Origin of the sequence: Yersinia sp. Marseille-Q3913, from assembly GCF_963892745.1 — a bacterium.
Lineage (GTDB): Bacteria > Pseudomonadota > Gammaproteobacteria > Enterobacterales > Enterobacteriaceae > Yersinia > Yersinia bercovieri.
Genome location: NZ_CAWQAF010000011.1, coordinates 1 through 14559, shown reverse-complemented (window position 1 = coordinate 14559; position 14559 = coordinate 1). Strand labels below are relative to the sequence as shown.

Genomic DNA, 14559 nt, shown 5'->3' with positions numbered 1-14559 from the left:
TATGTTTCATTAAAAATATTGTATCCACAAAATATCATTCCTTTTTTGTTTTAACTGGCTGAATGAAATAAAAGTTAAACGCCATTCTATTTAAAAAATTTAATTTACCTGGAAATTAACTATGTCCAGAGGACTCGTTTTACTCGGTGATAAAACAACACATGGCGGTTCAGTTATTTCCGCCTCTTCCACAATTACGGTGTATGGCAAGAAGGCCGCATTAGTAGGCGATATGGTGAGCTGCCCTGTTGAAGGGCACGGTACAAACCCGATCGTTGAAGGTATGCCACAACGAACCTTTGGAGGCCGTGCCGTCGTTAGTGATGGCTGCAAATGCCAGTGCGGTTGTCAGGTGATCTCCAGTGCGTCAAACAGCACGATAGGATAATCAATGGGCTGGGAACGAACTAAAGCATTAACCTCGGAACTGTCACCGCCACCTTCACTGATACGGTGGCTGCTGGCAGGGGCCATGATGATGATCGTGGGCGTACTGTTGTTTATCCTTCATGCCTCAGGAACGGTAAAGACACTTTCTGAATTCAATATCTGGTGGATTTCACTGACCCCACTGGGTATCTGGTTGTTTCTGTTCTGCCTGCGAGGCTGGCTGTGGGGACGAGAAGTGGATGAACATGCGTTCCTGCAAAAAGAGGCCGATCTTGGTCAGAAACAATGGGAAGTTTGGGCGGAGCGTCATCTCGCTATTCTGGGAAGCGGCATTCTGTTACCGGACGGCGTAACCGCAGACGCTATTCTGGGGGCTACGGGTGACAGTCTTCCTTCCCGAGGCACGCTGACCCGGCGGATATCAGACACTAGCACGCCAGTTAAATACTGTTTGAGTGGCGTACAGAAAGCGCTACAGGATCTGCCGCAAGATCTCCCCCTAAGTGTCACTATTGTGACTGATTTACCCACGGGTTGCCTTGTCGAAACCTTTTCTACGGTCTGGTCAACGTTATTTCCTGAGCGAAGGGTTCCGAATGACATCACCGTCACGGATACCTTGTCCCTGAATCATGTGGAAGAACGGTTGAAACAGTCAGTATTGACCGTCGATCTGATCCTGGTGATGCAGTTGTGTGGCGGTGAGACATATTCCGATGGGCTGGGGGCATTGCTGTTGACCAGTGATGACGTGGCGCAGAAATATCATCTGCCGCATTTGGCTCGTCTGCTGCGACCTATGCCTCTGGATATGGCCGCGTTCGAGCAGGATATCAGCTTGTTTTTGGCAACTCAGACTGCGGCCAGCGGCACCGCCCGTGTGCTCGGCGATTCTTTGTTCTGGGAAACATTTTCCGCACCATTGATGACCGTCGGCGCTGCGCACGGTGCCGTCTGGCAACCCGCCGACAGAGGGATGCTGGAAAAATGGTGTGGTGTTCCGGGACCGTTGGCACCCTGGATTTTGGCCGCGCTGGCTGTAGAACTTGTCAGTCTCCGGAAAGAGTCATTGTTAACACTGTTCTCCTCAGGAGAAGAGCATTTTATCAGTACTGTCACATCAGGAAATGAAGATGAACACATCAGGTAGTCTGTTCGGTCGTCTGGGACGAGTGGGTATCGTGCTAGCCGTGATCACCGCCATTGGGTGGTTGATTATACGCTATGGCCGACTGGCTGGGATTGATACTCCAGGAAAGCAGATACTGGCGTTGACTATCATTTGCATAGTGCTGGTTCTCCTACGCTATTCTCCAGTGATGGCTCGCAGCGTTCAGGAAAAATTCCACCGTAGGAAGGCGCAGCAGAGTCGTGCATTGCCAGGCAGCGAAGACCGGCTGCTCCAAACACCGCCCCGTCATGTCACGGTCACTGAATTACAACAAGCCCTGCACCATACCTACGGCCGCTTCTGGCCCCGCAAAGTGCGCATTCTGTTACTCACCGGCAGTGCGGCGGAGGTTGAACAGCTCACCCCTGGCCTGACGTCGCAATATTGGCAGGAAGACAGTGGCACTGTGCTGTTGTGGGGCGGCGATCTGGGCGCGCAGGCTGATAGCGCATGGCTGAGTGCTTTACGTAAATTGCGCCGCCGCCCGCTAGATGGGGTGGTCTGGGTGACCTCAGCCTTGGCTCAACGTACTACGCTTGGTCAGCAAGAGTCTAAAACAACCCTCACCGCTGGTATGATGGACAGCGTGGCGCAGGCGTTCGCGGCACGTTTTGAGCTGCTCGGCTGGCGGCTGCCGCTGTATGTCTGGTCACTGCATGCCGATGACGGGGCCGATCGCATCACCCAATCCGTCGGCTGTTTACTGCCAGCGGGGTGTAACGCTGGCGAACTGAGTACACAGCTTGCCGGGTTGCTGCCGTCGCTGATTGAGCAGGGTACGCAGCAGATTAGTAGCAACACCCAGCACCCGTTTTTGTTGCAACTGGCCGATCAGTTAGCGCGCCAGCCAGATTCTGTCGCCGGCCCGCTGACTACGCTGCTGAACCCCTATCGCCCTTCACCGTTGGCGGGGGTTATCTTCAGCCCGGCGTCCGTCGATGCAAAACGCAGCGTGAAGCACCACTGGGGCAAGGATAACCGCTGGGATGTGTTGATTGATTCACTGCCATTATTGCCCGCAGGCTTAGCCGCGAAAAAGCTGGGGTTTGCCTGGCGTAAAACGCTGGCGATGGTGCTGGCGGGCATCATGGTGTTGTGGGGCGTGGGCATGGTGATGTCATTCCTGGTCAACCGAGACACGATTAATGCCAGTGAATCTCAGGCCAAATGGGCGGCTAACGTGCAGCAACCGCTGCCGGCGCGTCTGCAAGCGCAACTGGATCTGCAACACACGTTAGGCAGATTGCAGTATCGCCAGCAACAGGGCGCACCCTGGTACAGCCGATTTGGTCTGAGCCAGAACGATGCTTTGCTGGCCGCACTCTGGCCACATTATTGGGCCAGCGCCACCCCTCTGCTGCGTGATGCCGCCGCCCGTCACCTTGAAGAACAACTCAGCACCATGGCGCAGCTCCCCCCTGACTCTCCGTTGCGCGACACGCTGGTAAAACCCGCTTATGAGCAGTTAAAACTCTATCTGATGCTGGCGCGTCCGGAGAAAATGGATGCGCCATGGTTTAGCACCACGCTGCTTCATGACTGGCCACAGCGCAGTGGTGTGCCGGACAGCCTCTGGCAGGGCAGCGGTCCCGCTCTACTGGATTTTTATGCCCGTAATCTTGCCCTGCACTCGGCCTGGCGTCTGAAACTGGATGAAAATCTGGTCAGTCAGGTACGTACCCGGTTGATCAGTCAGATGGGTGCCCGTAACAGTGAATCTTCGCTCTATCAGAAGATGCTGGCTCAGGTGGCGCATCAGTATGCTGATCTGCGCCTGTCTGATATGACCGGTGATACCGATGCTGAACGGATTTTTACCACCGATGCCGTGGTGCCGGGCATGTTCACCCGTAAAGCCTGGGATGACGCAGTAAAACCGGCGATTGAAAAAGTGGCCAGTGAGCGTCGGGAAGAGATGGACTGGGTACTGAGTGACAGTAAAAATACCGCATTGCAGCAGGATTCTCCCGAAGCCCTGCAGGCACGTCTGAAGGCGCGCTATTTCGCTGATTTCTCTACCAGTTGGTTGGACTTTCTCAATAGCCTGCACTGGCAGCAAGCACAGACGTTATCGGACTCCATCGACCAACTCACCCTGATGGCAGACGTGCGTCAGTCCCCGCTGGTGGCGCTAATGAACACCCTGAGCGTACAGGGGAAAACCGGGCAAACCGGTGAGGCGTTGTCTGATTCGCTGGTCAAATCGGCCAAAAATCTGTTAAACCGCGATGAGCAGCCCGCTATTGATCAGCAAGCGGGTGCACAGGGGCCGCTGGATGCCACTTTTGGTCCGGTACTGGCGCTGATGGACGGCAAGGCCGGCGGACAGGGCAATACCCACCTCAGTCTGCAAACCTTCCTGACCCGTGTTACCCAAGTACGCCTTAAACTTCAGCAGGTGGTGAATGCTGCCGATCCTCAGGCCATGACCCAGACCCTTGCTCAGACGGTATTTCAGGGCAAAGCGGTCGATCTGACCGAAACCCGTGATTATGGCAGTCTGGTGGCCGCCAGCCTCGGTCAGGAGTGGAGTGGATTTGGCCAGACGGTGTTTGTCCAGCCGATGGAACAGGCGTGGCAGCAGGTCTTAACCCCCGCCGCCCAAAGCCTGAATGCCCAGTGGCAGGCGTCGATTGTCGATGACTGGAACAGTACTTTCGGTGGACGTTATCCGCTAAAAGATACCAGCAGTGAAGTGTCACTCCCGCTGCTGGCGCGTTACCTCAACAGCGACAGCGGCCGTATCGCCCGCTTCCTGCAAACCCGGCTGAACGGCGTGCTGCACAAAGAGGGCAGCCATTGGGTGCCAGACAGCATCAATGCTCAGGGGCTGACGTTTAATCCGGCGTTCCTAAAAGCCGTGGATCAACTGAGCTATCTGTCTGATGTGGTGTTTGCCAACGGTGAAGCGGGAATACGCTTTGAACTGCGCCCCGGTACCGCCAAAGACGTGATGCAAACCGATCTGGTGATCGACAGCCAGAAACTGAGCTATTACAACCAGTTGCCGGTCTGGAAGCGTTTTACTTGGCCCCATGACACCGAAGCGCCGGGGGCCAGTCTGAGCTGGATAAGCACCCAAGCCGGTACTCGACAATTTGCCGATCTCCCCGGTGCCTGGGGGTGGATCCGATTACTGGATAAGGCGCAGGTTACCCCGTATCAGGGAGTGAACAGCAGCTTTAATCTTAGCTGGAAAGCGCCTGATGGCAGGCCGCTGAACTACACCTTACGCACTGAAGCTGGAGAAGGCCCACTGGCGTTACTGAAACTGCGTAACTTCGTCTTACCGACGCAAATATTCAGTGTGGATGCCACCGGTGGCGCTCAGAAAACGGATACCGCAACAGAAGAGGGATACTGATGGCTACGTTGCACAGCTTACTCAGCGCCTGCCATGCCGAACAGCAGGCACTTTCGCAGCAGGTCCAGCAGCAGATTTCGCTCTGGGAAAAATGGCTGGTCCCCATTGCCCCGGATTCACCGGTGGGTGATGACCCCGGTTATGACGATGATTTCCAGCAGATGCGTGAAGAGGTCAACAAACTGTCCGGCGCAGATACTGGTTTGGTCTGTGCACTGGCGGAGAAGCTGCTGACCGGTGCGTGCAAAGATGTGCGCGTCGCGACCTATTATATCTGGGCGCGACTGCACATCGATGGCGAAAGTGGGCTGGCGGATGGCCTGGCTCTGCTGGCCGGGTTGGTCCAACGTTTTGGTGATGCACTGCATCCACAACGTGGCAACAGCCGCAAACTGGCACTGGAATGGTTGGCAGGTAGCCGGGTGCTGGATAGCCTGTCACTGTACCCGGAAGTCACAAAAGCTGACTTTGAACGCATTGTGGGCGCGTTGGTGTTAACCGAGGAAAGTGTTGGCGGCTGGGATGCGTCCATCCGCCCTCAGTTCGCTAGCCTGTATGTGGCATTAGAAAACCGGCTAATGCAGTCCGGCGGCCCTGATGCCGTTATCCCACAAAACAGCAGTCTCCCTCGTCACTCTGCGCCTGATGCTCCTGCGTTGAAAGCAGTCAGCTCCGGGCGTGATTTGCTCGATCAGGCAAAACTGCTGGCGGTTTTTTTGCGCGACCAGCCGAACGGCTGGCTGTCGGGGCATCATCTGATGAAAAGCATTCGTCTGGACACCCTGCATGAACTGCCGCCGCTGGCAACTGACGGATGTACCCGTCTGGCCCCACCCAAACCGGAGAACCGCGCCCTGCTGAAACGTCTTTATCTGCAACAAAGCTGGCTGGAATTGTTGGAACAAGCCGACATCCTATTTGCACAGGGCGTTAATCACCTGTGGCTGGATCTCCAGTGGTATACCCATCAGGCATTGACCAAAACAGGCGGGCTGCATGAGCGCTGGGCTGACATCATTCAGCAAGATTTAAATGGTCTGCTGACCCGCCTGCCGGGGCTTGAAGCACTGGCGTTTAATGACGGCACCCCGTTCGCCGACGCAGTGACGCAAAACTGGATAACCCAGCAGGTGATGGCAGCAGAAAGTTGGGGCAGTGAACCGGCAGCCTCCGCCAGTACGGCCGGGGATGACGATATTTTGCAACTGGAACCGGAAGCGCTGGCGCAAGCCGACAGCGAAGGCGTGGAAGCGGCACTGAACTGGCTGCAAAACCGCCCGGGTGCCCGCACGCCACGCCATCAGTGGCTAATCCGCCTGCTGATGGCGCGGGTCGCCGAGCAGTACGGAAAAAACGACATGGCATTGCATTTGCTGGGTGAGCTGGAGGGGAACGCGACCCAGATGACGCTGACCCAATGGGAGCCTGAATTGCTGTTTGAAGTGAAAGCCCGTCGCCTGAAATTGCTGCGCATGAAAGCCAGCCGAACCGAGTCGGACAAATCACGCTTGCATGGCGAGATGGAAAACCTGCTCGCCGGATTAGTGGCCCTCGACCCGGCCCGGGCTGCGGTGCTGTGTGGTTAATCGATAACCCTATCCTGATAAAAAGAAAACCATGAAAGACCTTACCCTGCGTTATTACGACGCCGAAATGCGCTATCTGCGCGATGCAGCTAAAGAGTTTGCCCAAACTCACCCTGACCGGGCAGCGATGTTAGATCTGGATAAACCCGGTACGCCTGACCCTTACGTCGAACGTCTGTTTGAAGGTTTTGCCTTTTCCATGGGGCGGCTGCGCGAAAAAATTGATGACGACCTGCCGGAGTTCACCGAAGGGCTGGTGAGCATGTTGTGGCCGCACTATCTACGCACCATTCCCTCGCTGTCGGTGGTGGCGCTGACCCCGGATGTTCCGGCGATGAAAATGGCTGAAATCGTGCCCGAAGGCATGGAAATCTATTCCCGCCCGATTGGGCCGAAGAATACCGTCTGCCAGTACCGAACTACCCGCGATATGGTACTCAACCCGCTCGCCGTCTCAACCGTGGTGATGGCGACCGAACCAGACGGCCGTTCGGTGCTGCGCCTGCGACTGGCCTGCAGCCCACAAGCTGACTGGTCGCAGGTGGACTTACGTCGCTTGTGTTTTTATCTGGCGGGAGAGGCGGCGGTCAGCAGTGCGTTACATCTGGCCCTGACCCGGCGGCAGGCCGCGCTCTATTTGCGGCTGCCCAATCAGGTTGATCGGATAAAACTGGATGGCTGGTTTTCGCCCGGTGGCTTTGCAGACCAAGATTTGCTGTGGCCCAAAGGCGACAGCGCCTTCAGCGGTTATCAGCTATTACTGGAATATTTCACTTTCCGCGAGAAGTTTATGTTCGTGCATCTGAACGGGCTGGAAACCGTGACGCTGCCGGCGGGTATTGCCTGGTTTGATATCGAAGTGGTGTTTGATTGTCAGTGGCAAAGTGATCTGCCGGTCAGGGATGACGCGCTTAACCTGCATTGTGTACCGGTGATTAACCTGTTCTCGCTGGAAGCTGACCCGTTAACCATCAATGGGCTGGAAAGTGAGTATATGCTGCGCCCGCGCCGCTTGCAGGATGGGCACACCGAAATTTACTCCGTGGACGCTGTGACCGGTTCGCAACGGACATCCGATGCCACCTATGTTCCTTTTACCAGTTTTCGCCATCGCGGCGGGATGCAGCGACGTCATGCGCCGGAACGCTACTTCCATACCCGGGTGAAACGGGGGGTGACCGGGCTGCACGATACCTGGCTTATCCTCGGCGGCCAGCAGTGGGAAGCGGACAGACTATTCACTCGTGAGGCGGTGTCGCTGAAAATTACCGGCACCAATGGCCAGCTACCGCGCAAAGCATTACAGAGCACGCTGTTGGACCGCTGCGAAGCAGTGTTACAGACGCCGCTGAAAGTGCGCAATCTCTGCAAGCCGACGCTGCCGTCTTATCCCCCGGCGGAAGATCACTTCCAGTGGCGGGTATTGAGCCATCTGGGTTCAAGCTACCTCAACCTGATGAGCAGCGCACAAGTGCTGCGTGGGACGCTGGAACTCTACAACTGGCAGGGGGATGAACTGAATAATCGCCGTCTTGATGCCATTCAACAGGTGCAGCACCACCAGACTCAGCGGTTTGAAAAGGGCTTTCTGCTGCGGGGTATCGACATTGAAGTGACACTGGATGGCAACGGTTTTACCGGTGAAGGCGACATTCATCTGTTTGGCGAGATGCTCAACCGCTTCTTTGCTCTTTACGCTGACATCCATCTGTTCAATCAACTCACCCTTATCGTTCAGCCTGCCGGGAAATGTATCCGATGGAAAGAGAATCACAATCAGCGTCTGCCCGGTTAATCGAACAGCTGTGGGATAAACTGCCGTATACCCAGTTTTATCGCTTCTGCCAGTTACTGGAGCAAAGCCAGCCGAGTGCCCCCCCATTGGGCAGCCACTGGCAGGTAAGGCATGACCCGGTGCGTTTTCGTCCCCATCCGGGGATGGGGTTTCCGGCCAGTGAATTTAAGCGGGTGGAAATACCCGAGCATTCACACCTGCCGCCGACCATCCGCACCACCTTTATGGGGCTATATGGGGTGGAATCGCCGCTGCCCACTGCGTATATCGATGATATTACTCAGCGCCGGGAAGGGCATGAGGCAGTCAGTGACTTTCTGGATATCTTTAATCACCGATTGATCACGCAGTACTACCGCATCTGGCGTAAATACTCTTATCCGGCCAGCTTTTCGCCCGGCGGCACCGATAAAACCTCTCGGTATCTGCTGAGTCTCTGTGGTCTGGGTATTGAGGGATGTGCACAGAATATCGCCACGCCGGTGTCTCGTTTTCTGGCACTGACTGGCATGATGCGCCTGCCCACGCGCACCAGTGAAGGTATTATTGCGCTGGTTCAGTTGCTGGCACCGGAAACCGATGCCCGCGTGAGTGCCCATGACCGCTGCCGTATTCCCTTGCGTACTCCACTGACCCTGAGCGCACGTCACCCCGTCAGCATGAGTAACAGCCCGGTGATGGGCAGTCACGCGGTGGATGTTAACAGTCAGGTATTACTGCAATTGAAAACCGATAACCCCGATGAAGCCCGCGAGTGGTTGCCCGGCGGGCAGTTACACACGGATTTGATGGCGTTGTTGCATGTGTATCTGGGGTCGCGGCTGCATGTGCGTTTACAACTGACGGTGTTACGCGCGCTACTGCCTGACGCACAGCTCTCCTGCCAGCCGAAAAGCACCGGTATTCTGTTAGGCAGAACCGCCGTAATGCGGACACAGCGCGTCGCGTCAACCACACCCACCGACACTGAAATGATCACAATTAATCTGGGCCGCTATCAGCGTGTTCAGGAAAATCTTCACCGAAGGGACACCGATGAATATGGCGATTACCGCTGGTAAAACACGTTTTGCATTACTGATGCTGGTCATGATATCCACTCTGAGCGGATGTGGACTGACTCAGAAAGTGAGTGACGGCACCGTCGCGGTGACAAAATCCATTTTTTATAAGCAGGTGAAAACCCTGCATCTGGATATACAGGCGCGGGATGCGGTAAACAACAACGCAACCGGTGCCCCACTGGCCACGGTGGTGCGCATCTATCAGCTACAAGACCGCAAAACGTTTGACGGTACCGATTATCCCTCATTATTTGCCGAGGACAGCCAGGCCATCAAAGCCGATCTGCTGGCTGAAAAAGATATCCGTATTCGTCCGGGAGGTGCCGTGTCCATCGATATGCCGCTGGACGAAAAAGCGCAGTATGTGGCAGTCGCGGGTATGTTTCTGGCACCCGATATCACCAACAACACTTGGCGGGTGGTGCTGAGCCGTGACGACCTCGACCCCGATAAGGCTCGTCAGATTGAACTGAATAATCATGGCATGATTCTTTTACCCTTGAAGGATAAGTAATATGCCCCAGCCTTCTCTCTATGAAATGCTGTTCGGCAACGTAGCGGGTGAGCTTGACCTTCATCAGGTGAGCGAAACCAATCAGGTCGTCCTGTCGGTGCTCGACAATATGCAGCGCATTCTTAACTGCCGCGCCGGTACGCTCAGCCATCTGCCGGATTACGGCCTGCCAGACATGAGCAAAATCTTGCAAGGGATGCCCGGCACCGCACATTCACTGCTGACTACGCTCTCAGCCACGTTGCTAAAATATGAGCCACGGCTGAAAAGTATCAACGTGGTGCTGCTACCGCAATCCGCTCCCGGCCATCTGGAGTACGCCATTGAGGCGGAGCTGAAAGGGCTGGGACTGGTGCGTTACGGCACGGCATTTATGCCGGAAGGCCGGGTGCTGATACGTCATCTTAAACAACAACATTATCTCAATCCGGGTGAGTCATCTTAACGCCTATTCAGGGAGGACAAACACATGATATCGAATACTGAGCGGACGGTTAAAACCGGCGGTGACCCCCGCCATTTTGCTGAATTTAGTGCGTTACGTGACGAAATCGGCAAATTACATCATCCTGCTCGCCCGGATGTTGATTGGGTGCGGGTTGAGCAGCTTTGTTTAGCGCTGTTTCGTCAAAATGGGGTTGAGTTACAGACCACGGTAGATTTTACCCTGGCGCGGACTCACATCGCAGGACTGGCTGGATTGTGTGAGGGGCTAGAACTGTTGGCGGGATTAATCTCTCATCAATGGAGCGCCTTGTGGCCACCGCAAACTCATGCCCGAGTGGCGTTATTGGCCTGGTTGAGTGACCGGTTGCAGCAAGTTTGGCGCACCATGACGTTATGCTATGGTGACCTGGCTCAGGTGTACCGGGCAGAACGTGCGTTGGAACAGTTGTGCACGCAGTTGCAAACGCTGGAGCTCAAACATCTGAGTAAATTGGATGGGGTGCGCCTGATGTTGCATAACGCCGCATTGCGGCTGGAAAGTGCCGAGGCGGCTACCGATACGCCAGACCGATTAAGTATTCCGGTACGGCATGCCGGTGTCTCTGAACCACAACGACAGCCACAACCGACATTCTCGTCGGCAGCGGTCAGCGAACCACTGGTTTATCTTGTCAACGAACCGGCCCCGGCGCGTGTTGAGGTAGAGTTGTCGCCGCCTTCGCCGCCCCCACCACGTTTGAAAGCGTGGCACGGTTTTGTTGCCGGGTTATCACTGATGGCGCTGTTGATGGCGGGTGGTTTTGTTATCTGGCAGTCATTGTCATCCCCTCAACTGGAAGAGGTATTGTTAGCTCGCGCTGCGCCTTTACCTGTGCCGTTAACCACTACATCAATGGATGAACTGAAGAATCAGGCCTCAGATGCCGAGTGGGCGCACTTGGCCGAACCGGTGCTGCAAGCCAGTGCGGCACAGTTGGATCAACTGGCACATTTACCGCCGTTATGGGCACAAATGCGGGGGGATGGGGTGTTATCACAAGCGCAGCAACTGTGGCCCGCCAGTCAAGAGGTCAACCGACTGAGTGCATTATGGCAACAACAGCGAGAAGCCGGTGCTGCGCCATTGGTGGAGTTGAAACACTACGCATTGGCACAAGAGCGTTTGCGGCAACTGGCAGAGCGACTGAATGGATTGGATGAAAAGAAGGGACGCTATATGACGGTTTCGGAGCTGAAAACGGTGGTGTTTGCGATACAGCAGCCGCTGGCAAAAACCTTACCGCTGGAAGAGTTGTTGCGCCAGTATCAGGAGCAGTCCGCGTCAGGGCAGACTCCGTCATCGGCACTGCGCCAACAGATAGACAGTCGGTTTACCCAACTGCTGAACCGGTATGCGTTATTCACGTTGCCCGAAACGGCATCGCCATAGATGTGATGTGGGACTGACCATACCATGCAGTCAAAAAAGGATTTATTGCCTGTGCCGGGAAAGGCTGAATAGGGCAATGTGTAAGGAAACTGCGATGAATGAAGAATACAGAAACCACCGTACCGCGTGGACTGTGGGCGAATTGACGTTTGTGGAAGCACACTATGGGAAGATACCTGTCGCTGAGATAGCGGCTCACTTGGGCCGTACAGTGACAGCAATAAGATTGGCAGCCAAAGAGTTAGGGCTTTGTAAGGTGCAGGCGGGTCCTTGGACTGAAGAGGAAAAAGCAGTTCTGCGCACTCATTATGCTGATGGGGCAGGTATTGCTTATGTACAAACGCAACTGCCTGGTCGGGCCAAACACTCGATTACGGAAAAGGCGCGGGATATGGGAATAACCAGTGCGCGTAACTGGCACCCTGATGAAGTCCTTATTTTGACGCAGTTTTACCCTAAGATGGGCACCAAAGTGGTTCAAAAACTGCACCGCAGAAGTGTTGAGTCGATCAAAATCAAGGCAAGCCAACTGGGTTTGAAATATACGAAACTCAAAGTGCGTGAGACACCTGTGCAGCGCTGGACTGATGACGAGTGGCACTTGTTGGAGAAGAACCTTCATTTGTTCCCCTCCGAGATGACGGTATTGTTTCCAAATCGTACAAAATTAGCGATTGAAAAAGCGAAAGAAAGATTAAGAATACGGCACAATATGCCAGGTAAAAGCAAGAATACTCTCAGTTAGAATTTCCTTTATGTACTCTTGGTTGGGCCTGGATATAACTACGTTATCTAACTGACGAATCCATTATAGATTCGTACCGATTCAATCTAATGAAGAGCCAGATAGCTTATTGTAATGGGTAAGTATTTATTATCGTGCCTGGAAAGGGAGGGTTTATGAAATACTGTGAAATATATTTCTGACGTCCTATCTATCCTACACATTCAATGAATACTTCCCGAATCATTATTGGAGACTTTTCTCTAATGCTTATCAGAAACGTCTCTAATACTGGAATAGTAAACCTATAAAATATGTCTTATAGGAAAAAAATTGGTCTGGAAAAATAAGAATACAATAAGGAGTCAGTGTGATTAATATTTTTAAATTAACGTGTAAATTGGTGGCAATATTTATGTTACCATTTTTTCTTTCGGCCTGCGCAACTAAGCAGCTTTCGGCTGATATCAAGGGGCATGAAACAGGCTATACTCATTATAATGATGATGTCATTATCGGAATGTCTTTGGCTCAGCAAGGTAGTAATAAAAACTGGGCGTTTGTTGGTACGCATTTCGATTATGTGTTGTCATCGGGAGTCGACGAATTCTCAACACTATTAGTTACCGGACAGATTGATAAAAAAAGAATTCAGGTCGTCAGGGATGGTAGCTTTAGACTTAATGATAAAAAAGATAGGTTCATAGGTAATATTGAACTGAAGTATATTTATCAGACTGCGGTAGAGAGAGATAAAATAAAGTTGTTGATAAAGAGTACTGACTGGAATTGCTCAAGCAATACTGAAACAACAGGTGTTTGCAACATTAGCCTGGATAATCTGGTTGGCACTATTCATAGAAAAGGTGCTACACCGTCCGATATTTTCCGTTTTGAGCATCCTTTACGGGTGAATTTTTATAGCAAAAATGCCTCTTCTGCTAAGAGGGCCCTTTATCCGGTAGCGGTAGCTGCAGATGTGGTGATGCTGCCGGTCTATCTGCTGGGTGGCGCTGCCGTGGCTGCTTTCTATGGCGTAGTTTTATTGAATTAGTCTTTCTTTTTGAAATCCGACTATTCCCATGTACCGATCTAGTTTGATCGGGGCATGGGATGATTACCACGATTTGTTAGTACAGAGGTAAGATTTTACTCTCAGATATTATATCCTCACCAGAACTTATACCACGGCCTATACCTTAGCTTAGTTTTCTTCACGGCTTCATTCGGCATCTGATGAATAAGGGGCTGAGAATGATTTTTTTCATTCTCAAGTATTATTGCACATAACGCCCCGATTGAATCTGTTAGTGAATTTTCAAAATCCCTGCTTACATCGCTGAAACCTGTTTTAGCATGAATAAGCTCATGTATCAGTACACCGGCAAAGATATCGAGAGAAGAAAGACATTTTCTAGCTATTACCACAGACTGAGTTTCAGGATTCCAACAGCCAAGTGTTTCTGCTGATGAATATATATCCGGCCTCAATGTTTCAGATATTTTTATGTCAGCCACATTAGCTAAATAGCTGTTCCAAATAGTAGATCACTAGAAGGGAACTCAGTCCGATTTAAGCGATCTGATCAATCGCTGAATATCCCAAATCACTAACCGGACTGTGCCATGCCGATCATATCACCGATACCCGACGCCGAAAGGCGTCTGATGCAAAAAACCATCCATAAAACATGTGATAAAAACCATGTCCGCAGACTCACCGCGATGCTGATGCTTCATCCCGGAGACAAGATAAGTGACGTTGCAAGACGCTTTGCTGCGCGCGTTCATCTCTGGGACGCTGGATTAATTGGTACACACTTTAGGGTCTGGAAGGTCTGAAATCATTGCCTTCAGGGCGCAGACGACACTGGCCGTTCGAGCATATTTGCGCGCTGTTAAATATTGTGCAAAAGTAGACCAAGGGATCGGGGAATTATGGTGTAAAAGTGCACCACCCTGATTATTGATAAACTCTCCGTTTTTACGGAGATTTCCTTGGATGCTGTGCATGGAAACTATACTTAAAGTCAGAAGGCTTTCTCTTAAACAAGGGCTCTCTCAGAGGGCCATAG

Annotated in this window: 12 protein-coding genes and 1 pseudogene; 12 read left to right on the top strand and 1 reads right to left on the bottom strand. The window is 52.9% G+C overall.

Annotated elements, in window-relative coordinates:
- Positions 1-121: 121 nt before the first annotated feature.
- The 11 genes from AACW11_RS05215 (at position 122) to AACW11_RS05165 (ending at position 13538) form a co-directional block, all read left to right on the top strand.
- On the top strand, positions 122-388 hold the full coding sequence (locus AACW11_RS05215; protein WP_212583919.1) for a PAAR domain-containing protein: 267 nt from the start codon (positions 122-124) through the stop codon (positions 386-388).
- 3 nt (positions 389-391) lie between these two features.
- Entirely contained in the window at positions 392-1540 is a 1149-nt protein-coding gene (locus tag AACW11_RS05210) for a type VI secretion protein (protein WP_212583918.1), read from the top strand.
- Positions 1524-4925: an ImcF-related family protein gene (locus AACW11_RS05205; protein WP_212583917.1), complete on the top strand. Its 3402-nt coding sequence runs from the start codon at positions 1524-1526 to the stop codon at positions 4923-4925. The genes AACW11_RS05210 and AACW11_RS05205 overlap by 17 nt, the downstream gene beginning before the upstream one ends.
- The gene (gene tssA / locus AACW11_RS05200) at positions 4925-6511 is read left to right on the top strand and encodes a type VI secretion system protein TssA (RefSeq protein WP_212583916.1); all 1587 of its coding nucleotides are present in this window, start codon (positions 4925-4927) and stop codon (positions 6509-6511) included. Before AACW11_RS05205 ends, tssA begins: the two co-directional genes overlap by 1 nt.
- Positions 6512-6542: 31 nt before the next feature.
- Positions 6543-8306 (top strand): type VI secretion system baseplate subunit TssF, encoded by a 1764-nt coding sequence (gene tssF / locus AACW11_RS05195; RefSeq protein WP_212583915.1) that lies wholly within the window; start codon positions 6543-6545, stop codon positions 8304-8306.
- The gene (gene tssG, locus AACW11_RS05190) at positions 8270-9367 is read left to right on the top strand and encodes a type VI secretion system baseplate subunit TssG (RefSeq protein ID WP_212583914.1); all 1098 of its coding nucleotides are present in this window, start codon (positions 8270-8272) and stop codon (positions 9365-9367) included. The genes tssF and tssG overlap by 37 nt, the downstream gene beginning before the upstream one ends.
- Positions 9348-9884, top strand: coding sequence for a type VI secretion system lipoprotein TssJ (gene tssJ, locus AACW11_RS05185; protein WP_283047574.1), 537 nt, complete (start codon positions 9348-9350; stop codon positions 9882-9884). Before tssG ends, tssJ begins: the two co-directional genes overlap by 20 nt.
- Position 9885: 1 nt before the next feature.
- Complete coding sequence (tssE, locus tag AACW11_RS05180) at positions 9886-10329, top strand: type VI secretion system baseplate subunit TssE (protein ID WP_049601768.1); 444 nt, start codon at positions 9886-9888, stop codon at positions 10327-10329.
- A gap of 24 nt (positions 10330-10353) precedes the next feature.
- Positions 10354-11760: a VasL domain-containing protein gene (locus AACW11_RS05175; RefSeq protein WP_212583913.1), complete on the top strand. Its 1407-nt coding sequence runs from the start codon at positions 10354-10356 to the stop codon at positions 11758-11760.
- Positions 11761-11854: 94 nt separating this feature from the next.
- A complete protein-coding gene (locus AACW11_RS05170) occupies positions 11855-12505 on the top strand; it encodes a hypothetical protein (RefSeq protein WP_212583912.1) in 651 nt (216 codons plus the stop codon).
- A 349-nt stretch (positions 12506-12854) separates the two neighbouring features.
- The gene (locus tag AACW11_RS05165; RefSeq protein WP_212583911.1) at positions 12855-13538 is read left to right on the top strand and encodes a YidX family protein; all 684 of its coding nucleotides are present in this window, start codon (positions 12855-12857) and stop codon (positions 13536-13538) included.
- A 116-nt stretch (positions 13539-13654) separates the two neighbouring features.
- On the opposite strand, the gene AACW11_RS05160 is transcribed toward AACW11_RS05165, so the two are convergent.
- The gene (locus AACW11_RS05160; RefSeq protein ID WP_050115976.1) at positions 13655-14002 is read right to left on the bottom strand and encodes a hypothetical protein; all 348 of its coding nucleotides are present in this window, start codon (positions 14000-14002) and stop codon (positions 13655-13657) included.
- Between the two features lie 108 nt (positions 14003-14110).
- Between AACW11_RS05160 and AACW11_RS05155 the strand changes: the two are divergent.
- Positions 14111-14385, top strand: a pseudogene (locus tag AACW11_RS05155) (helix-turn-helix domain-containing protein); the annotation flags it as partial.
- Positions 14386-14559 lie beyond the last annotated feature (174 nt).

Coding starts and splice junctions, on each gene's coding strand:
- AACW11_RS05205 (WP_212583917.1), top strand. CDS start 1,524: ATGAACACATCAGGTAGTCTGTTCGGTCGTCTGGGACGAGTGGGTATC.
- tssG (WP_212583914.1), top strand. CDS start 8,270: ATGGAAAGAGAATCACAATCAGCGTCTGCCCGGTTAATCGAACAGCTG.
- tssA (WP_212583916.1), top strand. CDS start 4,925: ATGGCTACGTTGCACAGCTTACTCAGCGCCTGCCATGCCGAACAGCAG.
- AACW11_RS05210 (WP_212583918.1), top strand. CDS start 392: ATGGGCTGGGAACGAACTAAAGCATTAACCTCGGAACTGTCACCGCCA.
- tssE (WP_049601768.1), top strand. CDS start 9,886: ATGCCCCAGCCTTCTCTCTATGAAATGCTGTTCGGCAACGTAGCGGGT.
- AACW11_RS05175 (WP_212583913.1), top strand. CDS start 10,354: ATGATATCGAATACTGAGCGGACGGTTAAAACCGGCGGTGACCCCCGC.
- tssJ (WP_283047574.1), top strand. CDS start 9,348: ATGGCGATTACCGCTGGTAAAACACGTTTTGCATTACTGATGCTGGTC.
- AACW11_RS05215 (WP_212583919.1), top strand. CDS start 122: ATGTCCAGAGGACTCGTTTTACTCGGTGATAAAACAACACATGGCGGT.
- tssF (WP_212583915.1), top strand. CDS start 6,543: ATGAAAGACCTTACCCTGCGTTATTACGACGCCGAAATGCGCTATCTG.
- AACW11_RS05170 (WP_212583912.1), top strand. CDS start 11,855: ATGAATGAAGAATACAGAAACCACCGTACCGCGTGGACTGTGGGCGAA.